The following is a 23,044-nucleotide window of genomic DNA, read 5'->3' as shown; positions in this document are numbered from 1 at the left end:
GCTAACCGAGCGCCGAGGCCAGATCGGTCCAGAGATCTTCCGGATCTTCGAGCCCGACACTGAACCGGACGAGCCCGGCGGGCACGTGGGCGTCGCCTGCCAGCCACGCCCGCCGCTCGACCAGGCTCTCCACCCCGCCGAGGCTGGTGGCGGCCCGGATCAGCCGCAGCGAACCGATGACCTTGTCCGCGGTCTCGGCGTCCGGGAGTTCGAACGCGATCATCGTGCCGGAGCCGGGATAACGCACCCGCGTGATGGCGGGGTGGTCGACCAGCCGCGCGGCCAGCAGCGCGGCCGTGCGCGTCTGCTCGGCGAGACGGACCGGGAGCGTCCGCAGCCCGCGCAGGGCCAGCCACGCTTCGAGCGCCCCAGGGGTCGCCCCCAACCTGGTGCGCGCGTCGCGCAGGCTTTTCGCGACGCCTTCGTCGGCCGCGATGGTCAGGCCGAGCAGCAGGTCGCTGTGCCCGCCGATGAGTTTCGTCGCGCTGTGCACGACGATGTCGGCACCGAGGTCCAGCGGCCGCTGCCCGAGCGGCGTGGCGAACGTGTTGTCGACGGCGACCAGGCCGTTCGCGGCGGCGGCGATCGTCTCGATGTCGATGACGTCGAGCGTCGGGTTGGTCGGCGATTCGAGCCAGAGCAGGTCGGCGTCCGCGGCGGCGACCCACGCGGCCGTGTCGTCCGGCGCGATCTCGGTCACCACCAGGCGTCCGGTGCGCTGCGCGTGGGCGAGCAGGCCACGCGAACCCGCGTAGGAGAACGTCGGGACGCAGACCTTCGCGCCGACGGGCAGGGTGTCGACGACCGCGCTGAGCGTCGCGATTCCCGAGGCGAACGCGGTGGCGTGCCCGCCTTCGAGCGCGCCGATCGCCGCTTCGAGTGCCTCCCACGTCGGGGTGCCGTCCTCCCGCGAATACGCGCGGTCGGCGCCGGCGTCGAAGGTGCTCGCCGCGACGATCGGCACGTTCAGCGGTTCGCCGGGGCCCTCCGGACGTCCGGCGGCGACGGCGAGGGTGCGGGGTGACCAGTCGTTCGTGTCCACCCCGCCACCGTAAACCGTCGCCTGCTAGTGCGCGTAGACCTCGAACTCGTAGAGGGAGTAGCCGTACTTGGTGCCGCGCTGGACTCCGGCCATCCGGACATGACGGGCGTCCACGGCTTCGAAGGCGACGTTGTCCTTCCCGCCGTCTCCGTCCACTATGGACGCCACTTCCCGCCAGTTCGTCCCGTCCGACGAGATCTGCACCTTGTACGCCTTCCCGTACGCGGACTCCCAATGCAGGACGACCCGGGAAACGCGCTGCACCGAGCCAAGGTCGACGGTGATCGACTGGTCGTCGCTCCAGTCGCTCGCCCAGCGCGTCGACAGGTCGACGTCGATGGCCTTGGACGGGGGCGAGTTGTACCAGCCCGTCTCGTGGCTGGTCGCGCTCACCGAGCGGCCGGTGGCGAGGTTCGCGATGTTGTCACCGCGTTTCGCCGGGAACTCCACGACCTGCTGGAAGGTCGGCCGGTTCTGGGTGCTCATCTTGTCCTGCGTGATGCCGCCGAGCGCGCGGTGGATGATCGTGTCGGCGCACCACTGGTCGCCCGCGGCGCAGTCGCCGTCACCGGGGTACACGGTGTTGGCGGGCTGCGCGGCCGCCTGCGTCAGCGAGTCGAGCAGCACCTGACGGCAGGCGTTGACGTCACCGCCACCGCAGTACTTCACGGCGAGCGGACCGGCGACGGGCTGGCCGAGCACCGAACGAATGTCCTTGTGCACGTAGCCCCACCAGCCGGACTGGTACGACGAACCGGCGTGCGACTGGCCGACGTGCTTGCCGGGGACCTCGTTCTGCCAGCCGGACGGCGACTCGTTGATCTTCAGCACCCCGACCATGGGACCGTAGGCGTCGCCCATGCCGGGTTTGAACTGGGCGTTCACCAGCAGCGGCCACCAGGCGTCCATGATGCGGATCGCGTCGGCGTTGGCGTAGGCCTTGCTCCCCGGCGAGGTCTCGGAGCGCAGGCCGCCCGCGGCGAGCCACGTCTTCAGCTTCGCCACCGCGTCCGCGGCCGGGCCGGTCACCGGCGCCTTGTCGATCACCTTGAACAGCTCCGGCAGCACCTTCTCCGCGCGGAGGTCGGCGAGCGCGGCCTCCTCCATGGCCTGCGTGAGGTTCACCCGCGTCACCTTGGTGCCGCTGGAGATCAGCTTCTTGACCCGCGCGTCGATCAGATCGCCGCGGTGCACGGAACTCTTGTCCGCGCCGCTGGCCGCGTAACCGTTGGCCTGCGCGTTGTTCCAGCTGATGTAGTAGTCCTGGTTGATCGACTGCGGATGCTGCGACGACGGCGTGTAGTTCGCGAGGTTGCCGTCGGGGTTCCAGCCCTGCCAATCGAATCCGGCGTCACCCTTCACCGGCATGGCCGGGTCGACGTTCGGGTTGCGGACCGGGTTCGAGCCCGAGTTGAAGTACGCGACGTCACGGGAGTCGGCGTAGAACCAGTTGTAGGTCTGGTTGACGTCGGCCGCCGCGGCCTGGAAGTCCTGCGCGGACTTGATCGCGTCCGGATCGTTGAACTTCTGGAAGCCGATGATCGTGTCGATCTCGTGCTGGAACGTGGACCGCAGCGACGCGTACGCGACCGGTTTGCCGCCGACCAGCGCCCGGCTCGTCACCGGACCGTATTTGGTCCGGAAACTGCGCAGCGTGTACGAACCTGCCGCCGTACCGTCGGCGACGGTGGGCTTCCAGGCGTTCTTGCGTTCGACGATCTCGAACGGCAGGCACTGGCCGCGGAACCGGTAGAAGTTGGAGTTCTTGGTCGGCGTGGAACCGTTCGGCTCGCACAATTCGACGGCGTAGGTGTCGACGATGTCCTGCGACGCCGAGGTCGCGCTCCACGAGTAGTCCTTGCCGCGGCCGAGCAGCACGTACATGCTGATCCCCGCGAACGAGGCGCCGCGGGCGCTGATGCCGGGACCCTGGATTTCCTGCAGCATCAGCAATTGCGGCGCGAAGTAGCCCGCCTGCGGGCCGAACACGGCGACCGGGTGACCGCTCGCGGTCTTGGCGCCGGAGACCACCAGCGCGTTGGACATGCCGTGTTTCTCCGACAACAGGTTGCCCGGAAGGACACCGTCGTCGAAGATGCCGCGGACGGCCTTCTGGTCCTCGGGTGCGGGAACGTCCACCTTGGCCGGTGTCGCCGTCCCGGCGGAGCCGGTCGGATCGAAGACCAGCTGCTGCCCGGTGACCGAACCCTTGTCCGGCATCGCGGCGCCCTGCGGGTTCGACGGCGCCTTGCCGTAGTCGAAGGTCTGTCCATTGTGGAGCGTCTTGACGGTCTCGGGGTCGTCCTCGGACCGCAGGCTCCGCCAGACCTTGTCGCCTTGTTCGAGGCCGTACTTCTCCTGCATCGCCATCTTCGCGATGGCGTTCTGCACCTCACCGCCACCGCCTGCGCCGAACTGCGCCCCGACGACGGCGGCGAGGACGACGAGGTCGGTGAGCTTGAACGGCTCGATGGTCCCGGCGTTCGTGATCGCGTCGACGTGTCCGGTGAGCACGTACTCGCCCGGGAAGTACCGGCCGCTGTGGGCGTCGGAGATGTACTTGTTGACACCCTGGACGTAGGCCTCGGCGTCGGCCTTGCCCTGGGCGCCGCGCGGACCGCCGGCCGCGGCGTTGTCGACCTGCTTCTGCAGTTCCTGTTCGGTGTACGGCGCCGAGGCGAAGAAGCTCTGCTCGAGTTCGCGGTTGCCCTGGGCGCCACCGGCGAACGAGGTCAGCTGGCCGCGGCCGACGCGGCGCATGATGTCCATCAGCCACAGGCGGTCCTGCGCGGCGGCGTACCCGGCGCCGTACATCGTTCCCGGCCGCGTCGTGCCGACGATCCGGGGAACGCCGGTCGCCTTGTCGCGGGTGATCGTCACGTCGGCACGCGGTTTGATCGTGCTCTCGACCTGCCCGGACGGCACCCCGAACGAGGCGTCGTTGAAGAACTGGTTGATCTTGTCCGTGGTCAGCGTCTTGTAGCCGTCGGCGAGCGAGGCGTACTTGCCGAGCTGATCGGCCGAATGCGCGGGCCGGGTGCCGAACGCCTTGTGCGCCAGGATCTCGGCGAGGGTGGCGTTCCCCTTGGTGCCGGGCGGGAGGATGTCACCGCACTGGCCACCGCAGTAGTCGTCGAGCGCGGCCGCGACCACCGAGCCGGGTGGTGCTTCCTCGGCGTTCGCCTGGAGCGCCGGGACGGTGCCCGCCACCAGCGTCAGCCCCGCCAGCGTCGTCAAGACCCGTATGCCTCGTCGCATGAAAGACCTCCGTCGTCGGAGAGTGACGAGGCGCACACTACCCACGGGTATCCAAATTTGTGAAGACTATTCGCGTTCTTGCCACCGTTCGGCGGAACACTCGCCCTGCGGACCCGGGACCAGCGGATGTAGCTTGTGGGCATGCCTTTGGAGAAGCCCCAGATCGACCGCCCGGAGGGCCCCGCGCCGTCCGACCTGGAGAAGTCCGACATCACCGTCGGAGAGGGCCAGGAGGCGAAGGCCGGCGACACCGTTTCGGTGCACTACGTCGGCGTCTCGCACTCGACCGGCGAACAGTTCGACGCGTCGTGGGACCGCGGTGAGCCGCTTCGCTTCGGCCTCGGCGCCGGGCAGGTCATCCCCGGCTGGGACCAGGGCGTGGCCGGTATGAAGGTCGGCGGTCGTCGCAAGCTGACCATTCCGCCGCACCTGGCCTACGGCGAACGCGGCGCCGGCGGCGTCATCAAGCCGAACGAGACCCTGATCTTCGTCGTCGACCTCGTCGGCGTGAACTGACCCATACCCAAACCACGAAGACCCCGGTTCCCCGGCGGGCCGCTCCGCCGGGGAACCGGGGTGACCTACACGGCACCGCGAGCTTCTGAACTCGACCTTCGCCGATGGGTAGCATCGCCCTTCGTGCCCACTGTCCCCCTCTCTCCACAGTGGAGGACGGTCGCCACCGAGCGGACAGTCCTCGCTGTCGTGCACAACGTCACCGCCGCCACCCGGCTGTTCGACGTCCTCGAACTCTTCGCGGGTGACCCACGCGTCCAGGTCGTCTTCACCTGCCCTGGTTCCAGCGCCTTCACCGACGGCACCTCCGAGTACCTCGCGGCGCGCGGCGTGACCACCTTGCCGTGGGACCGCGCGATCCGGACCCGTTTCGACTCGGCGATTTCGGCGAGCTACGGGGGCGACCTGCACGAAATCAACGCGCCGCTCATCGTCATCCCACACGGAATGGGTTATAATAAATTCTTGGAAACCGGAAACCGGAAACCGGAAACCGGAAACCGGAAACCGGAAACCGGAAACGTATTCGGGCTTTCCGCCCCCTGGCTGATGCACGACGGCGAGGTGGTCGCCACCCATATCGTTCTTTCCCACGAGGAACAACTGGAACGACTGCGCGCCGCCTGCCCCGAGGCCGCTGAACGCGCTGTCGTCGCCGGCGACCCTTGCCTCGACAGAATGCGAGCGAGCACACCACTTCGCGAGACCTACCGGCAGGCGTTCGGGCTCGAAAAGCACCAGCGGTTAGTGGTCGTTTCGTCGACATGGGGCGCTTCATCTCTGCTCGGCGCGAACACGTCCTTGGTTCTGAAACTCGCTCACGAGCTCGCGCACGATTCGTACCGGCTTGCCGTCGCCCTCCATCCCAATATCGTCCGGGGCCATTCGCCATGGCAGACGAAAATGTGGCTCGACGACTGCGCACGGGCAGGTGTCCTGATCCTCGAGGACGAGGATCTCTGGCGTCCGGCTCTCGTCGCCGCCGATCTGACGATCGGCGACCATGGTTCCGTCACCTTCTATTCCGCCTGCCTCGATACGCCGATCATTCTGGGTTCCGCTCCGGAAGAGACCGTCCACCCCGAGTCCCCGATCGCGCTCCTTCTGCGGACGGCGCCGAGGCTGGATTCGCGAACACAGCTCGACGACGTCATCGACGCGCATCGACCGGGGAAGTACGCGGAGATCACCGAACTCGCGACCTCCGTGCCCGGTAAGGCCGCGGATCTGCTTCGGGACCTTTGGTACTCGGCGATCCGCCTGACGCCGCCGTCCAGCGCACCGACGCTGAAGGCCCTTCCGGTCCCGGACCTCGCTCCCCCGAATCCGAGGGCGTGGGCGGCCGAAGTGTCGTTCGCCGCCGACGAGACGGCCACCTTGTCGCGTTTCCCGGTCGACGGGCGGTCGAAACGAACGCTCGGCAGCGCGGGCAGCCATCTCGTCGTCGGCACGGACGAGCCGGACATCGCGCTGCTGCGGCTGGCGGAAGTCGTGATGCGGCCCGACATCGCCCACGACCCGGACACCTGGACCGCCGCGACACTGCGAGCGCTACCCGGCTGCCGGGCCGCGGCCATCCGGGCGAGCGAAACCGAATGGCGGGTCGAAACCCGCGACGGTCTTCTGCTCGGAATCGACACCGCCGACCCGGCGTTCGTCTCCGTCCTCTATGTCCTGCTCGACGCCGGGGCCGTGCCGACAGAACTCCGTTTGCGTCGCGGCTCGACGACTTACTCGGCGAAGGTCACTGCGCGAGCTTCGCGCTGACCCGATCGCGGTCCGGGGTGAAGCCGTAGAAGTAGTAGATCTCCTTCGCGGATTCCCAGTAAGCACGCGCGTCGGCTGGGCGGTCCGTCGCGAACGACAAGTCGCCCAGCGCTTCACCGGCTTCGGCCCGCTCGCGATTGAAAGAGCGTTCGGTCGCCAGAGCCAGCGTCTCGGTCAGAATCGCTGCCGCGTCCGCATGGACGCCGCCTTCCAGCAGTTTCTTGCCTCGCCACAAGGCGATCTTGACCTGATTGAGGTGCTCCACGCCCAAGACCGCCTCGGCGGCGTCGAGCAGTTCGAGCGCCTCCGACGGCGGACGGACCTTCGCCAGATGAAAACAGGCGACCGCTTCCCGGCGCCCGTTCCCGATCTGCTTCGCCAATTCGAGAGCTCGCCGAAAGAGTGCCTCCGCCTCGACAGGCTCACCGAGGTCGAGTTTCGCCAGCCCCAGTGACTCGATGGCCGTCGCCAGCGCAGCGGAGGAACCGGCTTTGCTCGCGAAGTCGATCGACTCCTGGAACCGGATGGCCGCGAAGCCCGCTTGATAAGCCTGCCGATAGGCGAAGCCCAGCTGGAACGTCATCACGGCGGCGGCGAGGTCGTTGCCCCAGGCGCGGGCGGCTTCGATCCCGCGATCGTTCACGCGGACCATCTCACCGGGGTGCTCCCCCTTGAGATGCACAGACCACAGCACCAGGCAGAACTGACAGACCCACTGGTGCTTTCCCAGCCGGTAAGCCAACTCGACCACGGCTTCCAGGTTCTCGCGCTCGACGTCCAGCCATTCCCTTGCGGCCTTGTCGTCCCATGGCTCGACCGCGAGCTGTGGCCATATCTCCGCCATCCAGCCACGGTTGGGCAACGCGGCCTCGGCAGCGAGCCCCGCACCGCGATAAGCGGAGACGATCCGCAAGGGCAGTTCGTCGCCGGCCTTCGTCGCGGCGTGATCCCGGACGATGTTGCCCGCGATCAGGTATCGGTCTTCCGCCACCTCCTGGACGAGATGCCGCTTCTTCAGCTCCTGAAGTGCGTCCGAAACGTCGAACTCGTCCATGAGGAGGACGGCCGCGACGGTGCGCGCGGCGACGGCGCCGTCTCCAGGATGGACCCCGAGCACCTGGTAACAGGCCTGGCAGAGCGGAGATAGCAGGTCGTACGCGGCATCGAAGATCGGAGTGATCCCGAGCGCGTCGAGCACACCGCCCTTACGCTTGATCCGACTGAGCGTCCGTGTCGCGGATTCCTCTTCGAGGATGCCCCCGAGCACGGTGAGCGGGCCGGCCAATCGGCCGCAGAGGCCGATCAGCTCGTCGATCTGGCCGGATTCGGCCTCGAGCCGCTCCGTTCCGATCATCCGGCCGAGCAACAGCCGGGCGGCTTCCTTGGTCAACGGATCGATCCGCACACGTTCGCCCGGGTACCCGGTCCGGAGCTTGCGGGTCTCCCCACTGGCGACGACGAGGACCGCGGCGGGCCCCACACCGGGGATCAGCGGCGCGATCTCGGCCGGCAGCAGGGCGTTGTCGATGATGAGCGCGATCTTCTTGCCGTAACTCCAGCTGCGCCACATCGCCGACCGGGCTTCCAGACCGGACGGGATTTCGTCCGGCCGGTACCCGACCGCGCGCAACAGGTCTTCGAGCGCGTCCGGCGCCCGCTCGGCGGACAGCGCGAGCGCGACGTAGAAGGTGCCATCAGAGAATGTGCCATCACCCTGGTCGTTCACCCACTTACGGCAAAGGGTGCTGCGGCCGCTTCCGGGCGATCCGGTCACATAGGCGATGACCGGTCCCTCGGCTCGATTCTCCGGACAGAAGACCTCGTCGAGCCGACGGAGCTGATCCTTGTAGTTGGTGTAGTGCGGGGTCACCACCATGACCTGGCGTGGAACATCCCCCGAGCTGTGGCCTTGCCCACCGAAATGTGGCTCGTTCACGCTCACCCCTCCCCACGGTGAGCCGCCGACCTTACCGGAAGTGACCGCCCCGCCACGCGAATTCATCCCACGCGAGCGGAAGTCAGACCGCTTGCAACCGTCGTGTCGGTCGCGCGAACGGGTTGTCCGGGGAGTCCTCCGAGAAACCCGCCAGCTCGGCGATCTCCCCGTCGGACAGGCCCTTGGCCCGCAACGTATCCCCGATGGCCGTGATCAGTTGCGGAAACTCCGGCGCCAAGAGATCGCCGTCCGGCTCCGTTGTCTTCCATCCGCGAGCGTTCATCGACTTGTAGAAGCTCGTGCGATCCGCCGCCGAAACCTGCTTGAGGGAGTGCGCGCGCTCGAAGAGCGCTTGCATGGAGACTCCCCAGACTCGCTTCAGGTCCCGCAAGTGCCCGAGCGTCACGGGACGAAGATCCGGCTTGATCACATGCGCCGGCATCAGGAACTCGGCCGCGAACTCGTTGGCTTCTCGTTCGGGATCTTCGGTCGCGACTCCGTTGTGGAGAACGAGATGACCGAGTTCGTGAGCCAAGGTCAGTCGTTTGCGATCGACCGGAGCGGCCGAGTTGACCAGCAGCACGGGGTGATCGCCGATCCACTGGGAAAGCCCATCGATACGGGAGGTGCCGAAGTCTTCTTCCAGGATCACGCAGCCGGCGGCCTCAAGCCACCGGACCAGGTGCCGGACCGGCCCGACAGGCAGCCTCCATTGGGCGCGCACCATCAGAGCCGCCTGCTCCGGAGTCGTATCGATGGGATCGAACGTGGGTACGGACTGCTCCGCCCTCATCGACACGTCCTCGAACATCACCGAGACATGCAGCCGATAGGCGTTCAATCGTGCTTCGAGCTTCCGCCACGCGGACGCCTTGGTCGTTCGCTGGCGCCTCATGTGCGCGTCCACGGCGAGTGCCCCCCGGACAGCGTGGTCCCGGGTCAGAAAGCGTTTCGATACACCCAAGGACCGCGCGAGCCTGCCCAGCACGTCGTCATCAGGCATGCGCTGATCGTTCTCGTACCGGGACAACGCCGCCTGCGTGACCTCGGCCTCGGCGCACAGATCCGCTTGCGTCAATCCTCGGGCGCGGCGAAGTGTTTCGAGCACATCGCCGATTCCACTCACGTCGCCTCGTCCTCCTCGTCTCGGGCCAGGGCCTCGTACAGATCGATCTGTGGCAGCGGCGGATCGACGGGAGTCCAGGTGATCGGCGTACCGGCGGCCCCGGACGCCCCAGCATCCACCTCGACGGCCCAGATCGCATCTTTGTCCAGCCCGTCGCGCAGGGAGACGATCGTGCTGCCGATCACGTGCTCCTCGGGATCCCAGCGGTACCCGAAGCCCAGGCGAACCTCATCCAATCCTTCCAGAGCCTCGGATTGCGCCCAGAAGGCCAGGGCCGACTTCGTCGCGTACGACCTGACACGGTCTCGGCCCGTGTGCCGCTTCACACGAGCGCGGTACCGCAGACCGACCGTGATCTCACGGGTGACTCCTTGGTCCAGCAGCTCGACCGAATCGACGTCGGTGAGTTCACGGCGCAGGTGCGCCCACAGCCGATCGTGGATCCAGTTCGAAAGCCCGCGATCACTGCTGTCCGCGACCCAGCCGGGAAAGGCGTCACGGTAGTCGGCCAAGTCAGCCCTCGCGGCTCTCGTGGCGTCGATCAGCGCACCGACGACCTTGTCGCCGAGGTCACGCAGCACGTCCTCGGCCATCGGGTATGAAAACATACCAGAAAATATACCGGCTGCGCAGACGCAACTACCAGCACAAACGCGTTCAAAAGGGCGCATCAGAAGCCCTGGACGCCGACCCATCCACCAACCGCCGCCGACCGCACCGTGGGGGTCCGGGGGGCTCGGCCCCCCGGGTACTGACGAGCGACGACCTCACGAAAGAGGCCCCCGTCGCGGAGCGAAGGGGGCCTCGAACAAAAGTGGGCGAGGAGGGAGTTGAACCCTCACGTCCTTTCGGACACACGGACCTGAACCGTGCGCGTCTGCCATTCCGCCACTCGCCCGAGTGCTTCGTTCTCTGACAGCTCGCAAAGCGTAGCAGGCGGATTTCGCGGGTTTCACCGGGGGCCGTGTCCGACTGGCCGTACCCGGATAGGATCGACGGGGAAGCACACGTGTGAGGAGGGTTGCCCGGTGGGCCGCGTCGAACGCTTTGACAGACGGCTCGAGAACCTCGTGGGCAATACCTTCGCGCGCATGTTCGGTGGCAACGTCGTCACGCAGGAAGTGGCGGTGGCGCTTGAGCGCGAGAGCGAGGAGAACGTTCGTGAGCTGGCCGGTGGTCGACAGCTCGCTCCCAACCACTACATCGTGTCGTTGGGGCAGGCTGATCACGAACGTATGGCCGGCGACGAGCGTCGGGTCACCACGGTGCTGGCGGAGGCGGTCAAGGAACACCTCGCCGAGCACGGATGGGACACCTATGGTGACGTCGTAGTTTCGCTCGAGCGCAACGAGGCGCTGCATACTGGACAGTTCAAGACCCGTTCGTCCGTCGATCCCGACGTCAAGCCCCACGGCGCCGAAGGTTCGCCACGGTCGGCACGACCCAGCAACGCAGGAGACCCAGCAATGAGCCAGCCCCCCGGCTACGGCCAATACGACCAGGGTGACCCGTACGGCCAGCAGGGCCAGTACGGCTACGGACAGCAGGCTGGCCAGCAGCAGCCCGGGTACGACCAGGGTTATGGCGGCCAGCAGCAGGGCGGCTACGACCAGGGTTACGGCGGCGCCCAGCAGCCCGGCTACGACCAGTACGGCGGCCAGCAGCAAGGTGGCTACGACCAGGGTTACGGCGGAGCCGCGCCTCAGCCCGGCTACGACCAGTACGGCGGCCAGCAGCAGGGCGGCTACGACCAGGGCTATGGCGGCGCGCAGCAGCCGGGCTACGACCAGTACGGCGGCGCGCAGCAACAGCCCGGGTACGACCAGGGTTACGGCGGAGCCGCGCCTCAGCCCGGTTACGACCAGTACGGCGGCCAGCCGCAGCAGGGCGGGTACGACCAGTACGGCGGTGGCCAGCAGCAGTACGGCCAGCCCGCCGCGGACCCGTACGCGCAGGGCGGCGGCTACGGCGGCCAGCCGGCGGCCGGTCGTCAGCTCACCGCGAGCCTCCAGCTGGACGACGGTTCGAACCGTTCGTACTCGCTGAAGCAGGGCGGGAACGTCGTCGGCCGCGGCCAGGACGCCGACTTCCGGCTCCCGGACACCGGCGTCTCGCGCCGTCACCTGGAGATCACCTGGGACGGCCAGAGCGCGACGCTCGCGGACATCGGTTCGACCAACGGCACGACCGTCAACGGCACCCCGGTGCAGACCTGGCAGCTGGCCGACGGCGACGTGATCCGCGTCGGCCACTCGTCTCTCGTGTTCCGTACGCAGGGCTGACCGGCGGCGTCCGGAGGGGGTATCGCAGAATTGCGGTGCGGGGCCTGTGGTGGATCGGCACCTCGGGTCGTACGCGGAGAGCAGCGCTGTCCGGAGCCGACCATCCCGGACGGCACGGGCTCTCCGCGGCGTACAGGAGAAACGGGAGCGGACACAACAAGTGCCAGAGCTGGTCGTTCAACTCACCAGGGTGGGCTTTCTCGTGCTGCTCTGGCTCTTCGTGTTCGCCGCGTTGCGTGTCGTCCGGTCGGATCTGTACGCGGCCTCCGGGCTGCGAGTCGCCGTGCCGACGTTCGGTCGCAAGAAGAAGAAGGAACCCAAGAGGCCGCGCGGCGGGAAATCGCCGCAGCAGCTGCTCGTGACCCATGGTGCGCTGGCGGGAACCAGGATCGCCTTGGACGGCAGGCCGATCCTGATCGGCCGCGCCGACGACTCGACCCTGGTGCTGGACGACGACTACGCGTCGACCCGCCACGCCCGGATCGCCCTGCGCGGGGAGGATTGGTACGTGGAAGATCTGGGCTCGACGAACGGGACGTACCTCGACCGGGCTAAGGTCACGGCACCCCTCCGGGTCCCGCTCGGAGTCCCCATCCGGATCGGCAAAACGGTGATCGAGCTTCGCCCATGACTCTCGTCCTCCGCTACGCGGCTCGCAGCGACCGGGGCCTGGTGCGTTCCAGCAACCAGGACTCCGTGTACGCCGGTCCCCGCCTGCTCGCCCTCGCCGACGGTATGGGCGGCCACGCCGCGGGTGAGGTGGCCAGCAAGGTCGTCATCGCCTCCCTCGCCCCACTCGACGACGACGATCCGAGCGACGACCTTCTCGCTCAGCTGCGTGAGGCCGTCCAGAACGGCAACGCGGCCATCGCCGAACTGGTCCAGCAGGACCCGGACCTCGACGGGATGGGCACGACCCTGACCGCCGTGCTGTTCGCCGGTTCGCGGATGGGTGTCGTGCACGTCGGCGACTCGCGGGCGTATCTGATGCGCGGCGGTCAGTTCTCGCAGATCACGCGGGACGACAGCTTCGTCAACGAACTTCTCGAACAGGGCCGGATCACGCCGGAAGAGGCCGCGGTGCACCCGCAGCGGTCGCTGCTGCTGAAGGCGCTCACCGGCCACGAGGTCGAGCCGAGCCTGACCGTGCGCGAGGCCCGCGCCGGTGACCGGTACCTGATCTGCTCGGACGGCCTGTCCGGCATGGTCAGCGACGAGACGCTGTCCGAGGCGATCCAGATCCCGGATCCGCAGGCCTGCGCCGACCGGATGATCGAGCTGGCGCTCAAGGGCGGCGGCACGGACAACGTCACGGTGATCATCGCCGACGTCGTCGACGTCGACTTCGGTGAGGACGCGCCCATCGTGGGCGGCGCCGCCGGGGACGGCAGCGACGAATTCCACCAGGGCGACTCCCCCGCCGCCCGCGCCCGCGCGCTGACCCAGCCCGCGCCGCAGCCGCGGCCCGAGGTCCAGCCCCAACAGGAGGACCCGAAGGTCAAGCGCCGGAGGCGATTTCGCTGGCTGGCGGGAGCGGTGGTCGTCCTGATCGTGCTGGCCGCGGCGGCGATCGCCACGCGGTATTTCGTGCTGAGCCAGTACTACGTCGGCGAGGGCCCCGGCGAGGAGGTCGTGATCTATCGCGGCGTCCCCGGCAGTGTCCTCGGCATCGACCTGCACGCCTACGAGCAGGGCTCGTGCCCGCCGGGCGGGCTGTGCACCGACAAGCTCCTGGTGCCCGCCCTTCAGGAGGACGCGCGGATCGCGGTGAAGAACGGCGTCAAGAAGGACAACCTCGACGACGCCCGCAAGTACATCGACGACTTCCTGCGGCCGCACAAGCAGCTGGCCGACTGCAAACCGGCCGCCAGCTCGACTTCCACGCCTCCCGCGTCGTCGCCGCCCCCGGCGTCGTCGGCATCCCCTTCGACCCCCGCCTCGCCGAGTTCGGCGAACCAGCCTGCGGGGAGGGACTGCTCGACGCCGGCACCGGCAGCACCAGGGGGCGGTAATTGATGAGCACGCCGCTCGCCGATCCGGCTTCGGCCCAGTTCGCCACGAACCCTCCGCGCGAGCTGCCCAAGCGGCGCGGTACCGAACTCGTCCTCCTGGCGTTCGCGACCTTCATCGTCACCGTCGCGCTCGTGCTGGTGGAGGCGAACCAGGAGCAGGAGCTCACCAGCTCGATCATCTGGCTGGGGCTTTCGTACCTCGCGGTGCTGACCGCGGCGCATCTGGCGGTCCGCCGCTGGGCGCCGTACGCGGATCCGGTGATCCTGCCGTGCGTCGCGCTGCTGAACGGGCTCGGCCTGGTGATGATCCACCGGATCGACCTGGCGCTCGCGGAACGCGCCCTGCAGCAGGGCAGGGAGTACACGCCGGACGTCACCAAGCAGGTGCTGTTCACGGCGATCTCGCTGGTGCTGTTCGTGGTGGTGCTGGTCGTGATCAGCGATCACCGCACACTGACCCGCTACGGCTACACCTGCGGCCTGGTCGGGATCGTGGCGCTCGCGCTGCCCGCGGTGCTGCCGTCGAGCCTGTCCGAGGTCAACGGCGCGAAGGTCTGGATCAAGCTGCCGTTCTTCTCGATCCAGCCGGGTGAGTTCGCGAAGATCCTGCTGATGATCTTCTTCGCCTCGTTCCTGGTGACGAAACGCGACCTGTTCATGGTCGCGGGCAAGCGGATCGTCGGCGTCGAGCTGCCGCGTGCCCGTGACCTCGGCCCGATCCTCATCGCGGCGGCCGCCTGCCTCGGCGTGCTGGTGTTCGAGAAGGATCTCGGCACGTCGCTGCTGTTCTTCGGGGTCACGCTGGTGATGTTGTACGTCGCCACCGAGCGGATCATCTGGGTCGTGCTGGGGGTCGGTTTCTTCGCCGCCGGCGCGATCATCGCCTACAACCTGTTCACGCACGTCCAGCAGCGCGTCCGGAACTGGATCGACCCGCTGGCCACCTACGACGACCCCGGCGGCGGCTACCAGGTCGCGCAGGGGCTGTTCGGGCTCGGCACCGGCGGCGTCGGCGGGACCGGCCTCGGCGCCGGACGGCCGGACATGGTCCCCGAGGCCAAGACGGACTTCATCACCACCGCGATCGGCGAGGAACTCGGCCTGATCGGGCTCACGGCGATGCTGATGCTGTATCTGATCCTGGCGATGCGCGGGATGCGCAGCGCCCTCGCCGTCCGCGACACCTTCGGCAAACTCCTCGGCGGCGGTCTGTCGTTCGCCCTGGTCATGCAGATCTTCGTGGTCGTCGGCGGCGTCACGAACCTGATCCCGAACACCGGGATCACCGCCCCGTTCCTCTCCCGCGGTGGTTCCTCACTGCTCGCGAACTACATCCTGGTGGCCCTCCTGCTCCGAATCTCCGACGCCGCCCGCAAACCCGCCGTGCGGCCGAAGCCGCAGCAGCCGCAGGCGCCGCTCGCCGAAGCGCACACGGTGATGGTCCAGCGGCCGCCCGCGACCGGTGAGGGGAGCCCCTCGTGAACACCCCGCTCCGCAAGGTCGGTGTCGCCATGCTCGTCATGGTGGTGCTGCTGATGGCCAACGCCACCTACATCCAGGTGGTCAAGGCCGACGACTACCGCACCGACTCGCGCAACGTGCGCGTGCTCTACGACGAGTACTCCCGCCAGCGAGGCCTGATCGTGACGCCCGACGGCGCCGCGCTCGCGAAGGTCGACCCGTCGAACGACAAGTACAAGTTCATCCGCACCTACGCCGATGGTCCGATGTACGCGCCGGTCACCGGCTACTACTCGATCAACTACGGCTCGGGCGGCCTGGAGCGGTCCGAGGACGACGTCCTCAACGGCTCCGACCCGCGGCTGTTCGTGCGGCGCCTTTCGGACATGGTCACCGGCCGCGACCCGCGCGGCGGGAACGTGCGGCTGACGATCAACCCGGCCGTGCAGAAGGCCGCGTACGACCTGATGACGCAGAAGGGTTACACCGGCGCGGTGGTCGCGCTGGAGCCCAAGACCGGGCGCATCCTCGCGATGGTGTCGACGCCGTCGTTCGACCCGAACAAGCTGGCCTCGCACACCACGAAGGAGCAGGTCGCGGCCTGGTCGCAGTGGCGCGACGATCCGAAGAAGCCGATGCTGAACCGCGCGATCTCGGAGACGTACCCGCCGGGTTCGACGGCCAAGCTGCTGGTGACCGCGGCCGCACTCGAAGACGGCAAGACCGCGGACATGCCGGTCAACACCGCGCCCAACGTGAAGCTCCCCGGCACGCAGACGACGCTGGAGAACTACGGCGGCGCGGCCTGCAAGGGCAGCACGCTGAAGGAAGCGCTGCGGTACTCGTGCAACGTGCCCTTCGCCGAGATCGCGGGCGAGCTCGGCAAGGACAAGCTGAACGCGACGGCCAAGAACTTCGGCGTCGGCGAGGATCTGACCGTGCCGATGCGGGTCGCCGGCTCCTCCCTCGGCCCGCTCGAATCGAAGGCCGCGCTGTACCAGAGCGCCATCGGCCAGCGCGACGTGCGGCTGACGCCCCTGCAGGACGCCCTGCTTTCGGCGACCATCGCGAACAACGGGATGGCGATGAAGCCGCAGCTCGTGCAGTCGCTGCTGGCGCCGAACCTGTCGACCATTGAGGACTACACCCCGACCGAACTGACCGGTGACGCCGCGATGTCGAGCGCGAACGCCGCGGTCCTGCGCGACATGATGCTGGCGTCGGAAGAGAACACGAAGGGCGCCGGCAAACGCGGCGACATCCAGATCGCCTCCAAGACCGGCACCGCCGAGCACGGCAACGACCCGAAGAACACCCCGCCGCACGCCTGGTACACCGGGTTCGCGCCGGCGATGGACCCGAAGATCGCCGTCGCGGTGATCGTCGAATCCGGGGGTAACCGCGGGCTCGAAGCGACCGGTGGCACCGTGGCCGCGGAGATCGGCCGCGCCGCCGTCAACGCCATGCTCGGGGGTGGATAGCGGATGCTGTCCTCGGGTCAGCTGCTGGCCGACCGGTACAAGCTGACGAACCGGATCGCCGTCGGCGGGATGGGCGAGGTCTGGCAGGCCAGTGACACGCGACTGGACCGGACGGTCGCGGTCAAGATCCTCAAGGCGGAGCTGTCCGGCGACGCGGAATTCCTGCACCGGTTCCGGACCGAGGCACGGATGACGGCTTCGCTGAACCACCCCGGCATCGCCGCGGTGCACGACTACGGCGAGACGGTCGCGGACGAGCTGTCGATCGCGTATCTGGTGATGGAGCTGGTCGAAGGCGATCCGCTGGCCGCCATCATCACCCGCGAAGGGCGGCTGAACGCCGAGCGCACCCTGGACATCCTCGAGCAGGCCGGTAACGCGCTGCAGGCCGCGCACGAAACAGGTCTCGTGCACCGGGACGTCAAACCGGGCAACATCATGGTGACCCCGGCCGGACAGGTGAAGATCACCGACTTCGGTGTCGCGAAGGCCGCCGACGCCGCCCCCGTGACCAGGTCCGGCATGGTGATGGGCACCGCCCACTACATCGCCCCCGAGCAGGCGCTCGGGCACAACGCCGAACCGGCGAGCGACGTCTACTCGCTGGCCGTCTGCGGCTACGAATGCCTCACCGGGCACCGGCCGTTCCTTTCGGAGAACGCGGTGACCGTCGCGATGATGCACATCCGCGACCTCCCGCCGCCGCTGCCGCCGGACGTGCCGCCGGGCGCCCGCGCGGTCATCGAAGCGACCCTGATCAAGGATCCGCGACAGCGGTACAACAGCGGTGGCGAGTTCGCCGCCGCGGTGGCCGCTGTCCGCGCCGGGCTTCCGCTGCCGACACCGTCGGGGCTGGTCAACGTGGCCTATTCGGCGGGGCAGCCCGTGATCCCGCCCGGCCCGCATTCGCCGCCGAACCCGATGGTGGCCGTCGGGCCGGCGTCGCATCCGGCGATGCACCCGGTCGGCGGCCCGCCGCCGATGGCGGTCAGCCGCCTGCCGGGCAGACGGCCACAATGGGGCTGGTGGGTGCTGCTCGCGGTGATCCTGATCGCAGTACTGGTGGCAGGAGCCTTCCTCATCGTGAGACTGGTCGGTTCGGGCAACGGACCGCAGTCGGGCGGCGTGGAAACGAGTGAACAGGTGCCGGCTCCGGGTAAGAAGTCTGAAGGTCCTCCGCCGACATCCGCCTACCCAGCGGTGCCGACGGAGGGCGGCACCGAGGAGCCGGCCGGACAGGCGAATCCGGGAATGATGAGCAGCAAACCTTGGACGGAATGGAACGGCACGCAGAGATGAGCACACCAAGACTGCTCAGCAACCGCTACGAGCTGGGCGAAACGCTCGGCTACGGAGGCATGTCGGAGGTCCACCACGGCCACGACGTGCGCCTGGGCCGGGAGGTGGCGATCAAGATCCTGCGTGCCGACCTGGCGCGGGATCCCCAGTTCCAAGAACGTTTCCGTCGCGAGGCACAGAACGCGGCGGCACTGAACCACCCGGCGATCGTCGCCGTCTACGACACCGGCGAGACGAACACCGAGTTCGGCCCGCTGCCCTACATCGTCATGGAGTACGTCGAAGGACGGACTCTGCGGGACATCGTGAAGACCGAAGGGCCGATGTCGCAGAAGCGGGCGATGGAGGTCATGGCCGACGTCTGCGCGGCACTGGACTTCTCGCACCGGCACGGCATCGTGCACCGCGACGTCAAACCGGCGAACGTGATGATCACGAAGAACGGCGCCGTCAAGGTGATGGACTTCGGCATCGCGCGCGCCATGCACGATGGGCAGTCCGCGATGACGCAGACCGCCGCGGTGATCGGCACGGCGCAGTACCTCTCGCCGGAGCAGGCGCGCGGTGAGTCCGTCGACGCGCGTTCCGACGTCTACGCCGCCGGTTGTGTGCTGTACGAACTCATCACCGGCGAGCCGCCCTTCACCGGCGACTCGCCCGTGGCGGTGGCGTACCAGCACGTCCGGGAAGACCCGAACCCGCCGTCGTCGGTGAACCCGGCCGTGGCGCCGGAGCTCGACGCCGTCGTGCTCAAGGCGCTCGCGAAGGGCCCGGCGAACCGCTACCAGTCGTCGGCGGAGATGCGTTCGGACCTGGTCCGGACGCTGTCCGGCCAGCGTCCGGCCGCGCCGATGGTGATGTCCGAGGACGAGCGCACCCAGGTCATGGACTCCGACCGCCGGGTGCCGCAGCGCTACGACCAGTACGAGGAAGAAGACGAAGACCCGGCCGCGAAGAAGAAGCGGCGTGCCTGGCTCATCGCCGGTCTCGTGGTGTCGCTGGCCGCCGTGGTGCTGCTGATCATGTGGCTGATGGGCGCGTTCCAGGGCACCGGCGCGGAGAGCAAGGCGATCCCGAAGGTGGTCGGGCAGTCCGAGGTCTCGGCGAAGGACACGCTGCGCGGCGCGGGGTTCAACTCGCTCGACACCAAGAAGGTCACTTGCACCGGCGAGGCCGTGAACGGCCAGCCCGCCTGCGACGACAACCAGATCGACAAGGTCATCGCGATCAACCCCGCCGAGGGCCAGATGACGCCGACCACGGACAAGATCACGCTGACCGTCGGCGCGAAGCCGGGCAAGGTCAAGACCCCGGACCTCAAGGGCAAGACTGCGGCCGAGGCCCTCGCAGCACTGACCGAAGCCGGTCTGAAGCTCGGGGCGACCACCGAGGAAGAGAGCAACGACCCGAACGAAGCGGGCAAGGTCACCTCCCAAAATCCGGCCGCGCAGGCTGAGGTCGACCAAGGTTCGAAGGTCGACATCACGATCGCCAAGTCCCAGGAACTGAAGACGGTCCCGAACTACAAGGGCAAGACTCAGGCCGAGGCCGAAGCCGGGTTGAGGGCGGCCGGGTTCACCCCGCAGGTCACCAGCGTGGACTCCGACCAGCCCAAGGGCACGGTGATCGAGCAGACCCCGAACGGCGGCAAGGTGGCCGTCGGCACTGTCGTCAAGCTGTCCGTGTCGAACGGCAACCAGGAGACCTTCGACATGCCGAACCTGAAGGGCATGACGGAGGAGCAGGCGACGCGGCAGCTCCAGCAGCTGGGCTGGAACGGTCAGCTGGACACGCAGGCCGACAAGAACGGCGACCGGGATCAGGCGGGCAAGGTCAGCAAGACCAACCCGCAGGCCGGTGCGAAGATCGCGAAGAACGCTCCGGTCACGCTGTTCATCGTCGAAGGCGATGAGACGCCGACGACGACGTCGAGCTCGCGGCTTTTCCCGCCTGGATGATCGATAGCTGAGCAAGAGGGCCCCGCACGGTTTTCGTGCGGGGCCCTTCTCATGCCGGCTGATCTCATCAAAGAGGCCTGTTGAGAGATAAGACAAGCGTGGCGCGGTCGGTGCAGGTGGTCGTGAGTGGCGTTTCGGGTTCTAACCCGAAACGCCACTCACGACCCGCGCGCGACCAGGGCCGAAGGCTCCCATCGCCGCATCAGGGCACCAAGCCGTCCAGAAGTCCTTGGTAGGCCTCCTGAATCCGCCCGGCGCTGGTGTGCACCACGACCGCCTTCGGTCGCGTCGCGACGAGTGCCACGAGCCTGTCGTACATCGCCGCGAGCTGTCCGGGCCCGCCCAGCAACTCGTGCGCCTCGACGTGTTCGGGCTCGGCCGCGGCGCGGGTGCGCTCGGCGAACCGCCGGAGCACGTTCTCCTTGGTGTCGAGGAGGACGATCTCGCGGAACTCCGCGGCCGTCTCGCCAGCGAGAGTTTCCAGCCGTTCGAGGAAATCGGTGCGGCCGAGGAACTGCGGGACGATCACGTCGTGGCCCACGAGCAGATGGGTCCGCGCGGCGCTCACGGCGAGATCGCGGGCGAGCGTTCCGGCTTTCGCGGGGTCGTCGCGCCAGGCACCGAGCAGGCCGCGGACGCGGTCGATGTCGAGGTTCAACGTCAGCGGATGGTCTTCGGCGTACCGGCGGGCGAGCGTCGACTTGCCGCAGGCGGGTGGGCCGTTGAGCACGATGAGACGCGGCATCAGGCGTTGCGCCGCAGCAGGTGTCCGACGGCCGTCGCGCTCAGCAGCAGGACGGCGACCGACGCCACCGCAGCCACCGTGAACGGGACGGCCAGCGGTTCTTGCGAAGTCAAAGCGCGCAGCAACGGGTTGGCCAGCGGCAGCCATTTCACCAAGAGGACCGCCGCGAGCGCGAAGATCGCCGCCAAGACCGACCAGCCGATGCGCGGGACCAGCAGCCGCGAGGAGGGCAGGCCGATCGCGATACCGAACAGCGCGCACAGCGCGTGCGCCGCGGCGCCGAGAGCGAGGGTGCCGATCGGGAAGCCGCCCGAGCGGAGGCCCGACCAGGCCAGCGTCACGACGATCAGCACCGCGGCGCAGCCGAGGACGGCCAGCGTGGCGCCGCCGAGCACCGATCGCCAGCGTCGCGCGTGGCTGAAGGTCACCAGCCGCTGGACCGGGTCTTCGACGTCGAGCATCGCGATCGTCAGCCAGCACGAGACCACCAGGAGCGAACCCGCGCTGATCCCGTACTGCGGCAGCAGCGGCGACTTCGGATCCGTGTAGAGCACGGTGTTCACCGCGAGGTAGGCGAGGATCGCGGGCAGGTAGCGCTGGGAATGCCCGAGCAGCGCGAGGTAATACCGGGTCATGGCGAGCACGGCGCCACCTCCCGGACCGAGAAGCCGCGGTTGAGCGCCCGCAGCAGGACCGCGTCCGTCTGCCCCGCTTCGACGGTCAAAGTGACTTTCCCGCCTTCGGTCACGGCTTGGCTGACGCCCGGTTCCGAGGACCAGTCGCCGTCGGGCCCGTGCAGGACGATCCTTGTCGCGCCTTCTTCGACGTGGGTCAACAGGCCGTCGTCCATCCGGTAGACGACGTCGGCGTGGGCGTGCACGACGGCCGCGCGGTGGTCGGTGAAGACCACGCTCGCGCCCCGCTCCTTGGTCTCGGCGACGAGTTCGCCGAGCACCGTGTGCGCTTCGACGTCGAGCCCGGACCAGGGCTCGTCGAGGATCAGCAGCTCCGGCTCGGCGAGGACCGCCTGCGCGAGGCCGACTTTCTGGGCGTTGCCCTTCGACAGGGTCCGCAAGGGCGCGTCCGGCCCGCCGACTAGCGCCAGCCGGTCCAGCAGCGGATCGATCGCCGACAAGTCGACATGACCGTCGATGCGGGCCATATGCCGCAGGTACGCCCGGGCACTCATCCGCTGCCCCGCCGGGAAACGGTCCGGCAGGTAGCCGACCCGCGGGCTGCCCACGACGTTCCCCGAAGTCACCCGGGAAAGCGCCGCGAGGATCCTGAGCAGCGTCGACTTCCCCGAACCGTTCGAGCCGAGGACGCCGACCACGCGACCCGCCGGGATGTCGAGATCGACGTCGGCGAGCACGGGTTCGCCGCGGCCGTAGCGCTTACCGACTCCTTCGAGCCGGATCAGCGAGGTCACGCAGCAGCGGCCTTCTGCAGCGCGCGGGTCTCCTGTTCGAGTTCGTTGACCCTGGCGTCGGGGACCGGGTGCCCGGCCGAAGCCATCCAGTTCGCCAGCATCCGGTGCCCGCCCTGGGTGAGCACGGATTCGGGGTGGAACTGGACGCCTTCGAGCGGCAGCTCGCGGTGACGCATGCCCATCACGACACCGGACTCGGTGCGGCCTGTGATCTCGAACACGGCGCCGTCGATGGTTTCGGGCAAAACGGTCAGCGAGTGGTACCGCGTGGCGGTGAATTCCGAGGGGAGCCCGGCGAGCACTCCGTCGCCCGAATGGTGGACTTGACTGGTCTTGCCGTGCAGCAGTTCCGGGGCGCGGTCGACGGTGGCGCCGAAGACGACGCCGAGGGCCTGGTGGCCGAGGCAGACGCCGAGCATCGGGATGCGCTTCTCGGCGCATTCACGGATGACGTCCATGCTCTGACCAGCGCGTTCCGGGGTTCCGGGGCCGGGAGAGACGAGCACCGCGTCGAACTCGCCGAGCTTGTCGAGCTCCACCACGTCGTTCCGCCAGACGGTGCAGTCGGCGCCGAGCTGGGCCAGGTACTGGACCAGGTTGTAGACAAAACTGTCGTAGTTGTCGACGACGAGCACGCGCATGAGGCCAGCTTAGCGGCTCCCAGCAGGTGGACCGTACGCCAGATCACAATGATTGTTAGGGCTACCTAACTTACCGTGGTAGGAGTGAGCC

18 protein-coding genes and 1 tRNA gene are annotated in these 23,044 nt (G+C 68.2%); 9 read left to right on the top strand and 10 right to left on the bottom strand.

What is annotated here, in order from left to right; genetic code table 11:
• Nucleotide 1: 1 nt before the first annotated feature.
• Nucleotides 2–1,042, bottom strand: coding sequence for a trans-sulfuration enzyme family protein (locus ACZ1DY_RS00400; RefSeq protein ID WP_465483279.1), 1,041 nt, complete (start codon nucleotides 1,040–1,042; stop codon nucleotides 2–4).
• Between the two features lie 24 nt (nucleotides 1,043–1,066).
• Complete coding sequence (locus ACZ1DY_RS00395; RefSeq protein ID WP_465483278.1) at nucleotides 1,067–4,300, bottom strand: penicillin acylase family protein; 3,234 nt, start codon at nucleotides 4,298–4,300, stop codon at nucleotides 1,067–1,069.
• Between the two features lie 141 nt (nucleotides 4,301–4,441).
• On the opposite strand from ACZ1DY_RS00395, the gene ACZ1DY_RS00390 reads away from it, so the two are divergent.
• On the top strand, nucleotides 4,442–4,816 hold the full coding sequence (locus ACZ1DY_RS00390) for an FKBP-type peptidyl-prolyl cis-trans isomerase (protein ID WP_257483576.1): 375 nt from the start codon (nucleotides 4,442–4,444) through the stop codon (nucleotides 4,814–4,816).
• Between the two features lie 189 nt (nucleotides 4,817–5,005).
• Entirely contained in the window at nucleotides 5,006–6,583 is a 1,578-nt protein-coding gene (locus ACZ1DY_RS00385; protein ID WP_465483277.1) for a hypothetical protein, read from the top strand.
• Here the strand turns inward: ACZ1DY_RS00385 and ACZ1DY_RS00380 are convergent.
• The 4 genes from ACZ1DY_RS00380 to ACZ1DY_RS00365 all read right to left on the bottom strand — a co-directional run bounded on the left by ACZ1DY_RS00380 (nucleotide 6,561) and on the right by ACZ1DY_RS00365 (nucleotide 10,543).
• Nucleotides 6,561–8,519, bottom strand: a complete 1,959-nt coding sequence (locus ACZ1DY_RS00380) for an ATP-binding protein (RefSeq protein ID WP_465483276.1) — start codon at nucleotides 8,517–8,519, stop codon at nucleotides 6,561–6,563. The genes ACZ1DY_RS00385 and ACZ1DY_RS00380 overlap by 23 nt on opposite strands.
• Nucleotides 8,520–8,601: 82 nt before the next feature.
• Entirely contained in the window at nucleotides 8,602–9,645 is a 1,044-nt protein-coding gene (locus ACZ1DY_RS00375; RefSeq protein ID WP_465483275.1) for a helix-turn-helix domain-containing protein, read from the bottom strand.
• The gene (locus ACZ1DY_RS00370; RefSeq protein WP_465483274.1) at nucleotides 9,642–10,253 is read right to left on the bottom strand and encodes a hypothetical protein; all 612 of its coding nucleotides are present in this window, start codon (nucleotides 10,251–10,253) and stop codon (nucleotides 9,642–9,644) included. The genes ACZ1DY_RS00375 and ACZ1DY_RS00370 overlap by 4 nt, the downstream gene beginning before the upstream one ends.
• A 207-nt stretch (nucleotides 10,254–10,460) precedes the next feature.
• Nucleotides 10,461–10,543, bottom strand: a tRNA-Leu gene (locus ACZ1DY_RS00365).
• Between the two features lie 130 nt (nucleotides 10,544–10,673).
• On the opposite strand from ACZ1DY_RS00365, the gene ACZ1DY_RS00360 reads away from it, so the two are divergent.
• The 7 genes from ACZ1DY_RS00360 to pknB all read left to right on the top strand — a co-directional run bounded on the left by ACZ1DY_RS00360 (nucleotide 10,674) and on the right by pknB (nucleotide 20,138).
• A complete protein-coding gene (locus ACZ1DY_RS00360) occupies nucleotides 10,674–11,927 on the top strand; it encodes a DUF3662 and FHA domain-containing protein (RefSeq protein WP_126734799.1) in 1,254 nt (417 codons plus the stop codon).
• A gap of 160 nt (nucleotides 11,928–12,087) precedes the next feature.
• Nucleotides 12,088–12,558, top strand: coding sequence for an FHA domain-containing protein FhaB/FipA (locus ACZ1DY_RS00355; protein WP_126734798.1), 471 nt, complete (start codon nucleotides 12,088–12,090; stop codon nucleotides 12,556–12,558).
• A complete protein-coding gene (locus ACZ1DY_RS00350; RefSeq protein ID WP_126734797.1) occupies nucleotides 12,555–13,943 on the top strand; it encodes a PP2C family protein-serine/threonine phosphatase in 1,389 nt (462 codons plus the stop codon). The genes ACZ1DY_RS00355 and ACZ1DY_RS00350 overlap by 4 nt, the downstream gene beginning before the upstream one ends.
• Nucleotides 13,943–15,421, top strand: coding sequence for an FtsW/RodA/SpoVE family cell cycle protein (locus ACZ1DY_RS00345; protein ID WP_126734796.1), 1,479 nt, complete (start codon nucleotides 13,943–13,945; stop codon nucleotides 15,419–15,421). Before ACZ1DY_RS00350 ends, ACZ1DY_RS00345 begins: the two co-directional genes overlap by 1 nt.
• Entirely contained in the window at nucleotides 15,418–16,881 is a 1,464-nt protein-coding gene (locus tag ACZ1DY_RS00340) for a peptidoglycan D,D-transpeptidase FtsI family protein (protein ID WP_126734795.1), read from the top strand. The genes ACZ1DY_RS00345 and ACZ1DY_RS00340 overlap by 4 nt, the downstream gene beginning before the upstream one ends.
• A gap of 3 nt (nucleotides 16,882–16,884) precedes the next feature.
• Complete coding sequence (locus ACZ1DY_RS00335) at nucleotides 16,885–18,180, top strand: protein kinase domain-containing protein (protein ID WP_257483572.1); 1,296 nt, start codon at nucleotides 16,885–16,887, stop codon at nucleotides 18,178–18,180.
• Nucleotides 18,177–20,138: a Stk1 family PASTA domain-containing Ser/Thr kinase gene (gene pknB, locus ACZ1DY_RS00330; protein ID WP_465485801.1), complete on the top strand. Its 1,962-nt coding sequence runs from the start codon at nucleotides 18,177–18,179 to the stop codon at nucleotides 20,136–20,138. The genes ACZ1DY_RS00335 and pknB overlap by 4 nt, the downstream gene beginning before the upstream one ends.
• 202 nt (nucleotides 20,139–20,340) lie before the next feature.
• Here the strand turns inward: pknB and ACZ1DY_RS00325 are convergent, their stop codons facing one another.
• Genes ACZ1DY_RS00325 through ACZ1DY_RS00310 form a run of 4 tightly spaced genes read right to left on the bottom strand, consistent with a single transcriptional unit; the run spans nucleotide 20,341 to nucleotide 22,953 of the window.
• Entirely contained in the window at nucleotides 20,341–20,883 is a 543-nt protein-coding gene (locus ACZ1DY_RS00325; protein ID WP_465483273.1) for an AAA family ATPase, read from the bottom strand.
• Nucleotides 20,883–21,527: a hypothetical protein gene (locus ACZ1DY_RS00320; protein WP_465483272.1), complete on the bottom strand. Its 645-nt coding sequence runs from the start codon at nucleotides 21,525–21,527 to the stop codon at nucleotides 20,883–20,885. Before ACZ1DY_RS00320 ends, ACZ1DY_RS00325 begins: the two co-directional genes overlap by 1 nt.
• Entirely contained in the window at nucleotides 21,515–22,312 is a 798-nt protein-coding gene (locus ACZ1DY_RS00315) for an ATP-binding cassette domain-containing protein (protein WP_465483271.1), read from the bottom strand. The genes ACZ1DY_RS00320 and ACZ1DY_RS00315 overlap by 13 nt, the downstream gene beginning before the upstream one ends.
• The gene (locus ACZ1DY_RS00310; protein ID WP_465483270.1) at nucleotides 22,309–22,953 is read right to left on the bottom strand and encodes an aminodeoxychorismate/anthranilate synthase component II; all 645 of its coding nucleotides are present in this window, start codon (nucleotides 22,951–22,953) and stop codon (nucleotides 22,309–22,311) included. The genes ACZ1DY_RS00315 and ACZ1DY_RS00310 overlap by 4 nt, the downstream gene beginning before the upstream one ends.
• Between the last annotated feature and the right edge of the window lie 91 nt (nucleotides 22,954–23,044).

This window comes from Amycolatopsis sp. PSD-21 (assembly GCF_055561455.1).
This window is presented reverse-complemented; position numbering and strand designations above follow the sequence as displayed.

Excerpts from the sequence above, each read along its gene's own strand:
- ACZ1DY_RS00395 (WP_465483278.1), bottom strand. The coding sequence starts at position 4,300 with ATGCGACGAGGCATACGGGTCTTGACGACGCTGGCGGGGCTGACGCTG.
- ACZ1DY_RS00390 (WP_257483576.1), top strand. The coding sequence starts at position 4,442 with ATGCCTTTGGAGAAGCCCCAGATCGACCGCCCGGAGGGCCCCGCGCCG.
- ACZ1DY_RS00370 (WP_465483274.1), bottom strand. The coding sequence starts at position 10,253 with ATGTTTTCATACCCGATGGCCGAGGACGTGCTGCGTGACCTCGGCGAC.
- ACZ1DY_RS00350 (WP_126734797.1), top strand. The coding sequence starts at position 12,555 with ATGACTCTCGTCCTCCGCTACGCGGCTCGCAGCGACCGGGGCCTGGTG.
- ACZ1DY_RS00345 (WP_126734796.1), top strand. The coding sequence starts at position 13,943 with ATGAGCACGCCGCTCGCCGATCCGGCTTCGGCCCAGTTCGCCACGAAC.
- ACZ1DY_RS00335 (WP_257483572.1), top strand. The coding sequence starts at position 16,885 with ATGCTGTCCTCGGGTCAGCTGCTGGCCGACCGGTACAAGCTGACGAAC.
- pknB (WP_465485801.1), top strand. The coding sequence starts at position 18,177 with ATGAGCACACCAAGACTGCTCAGCAACCGCTACGAGCTGGGCGAAACG.
- ACZ1DY_RS00325 (WP_465483273.1), bottom strand. The coding sequence starts at position 20,883 with ATGCCGCGTCTCATCGTGCTCAACGGCCCACCCGCCTGCGGCAAGTCG.
- ACZ1DY_RS00310 (WP_465483270.1), bottom strand. The coding sequence starts at position 22,953 with ATGCGCGTGCTCGTCGTCGACAACTACGACAGTTTTGTCTACAACCTG.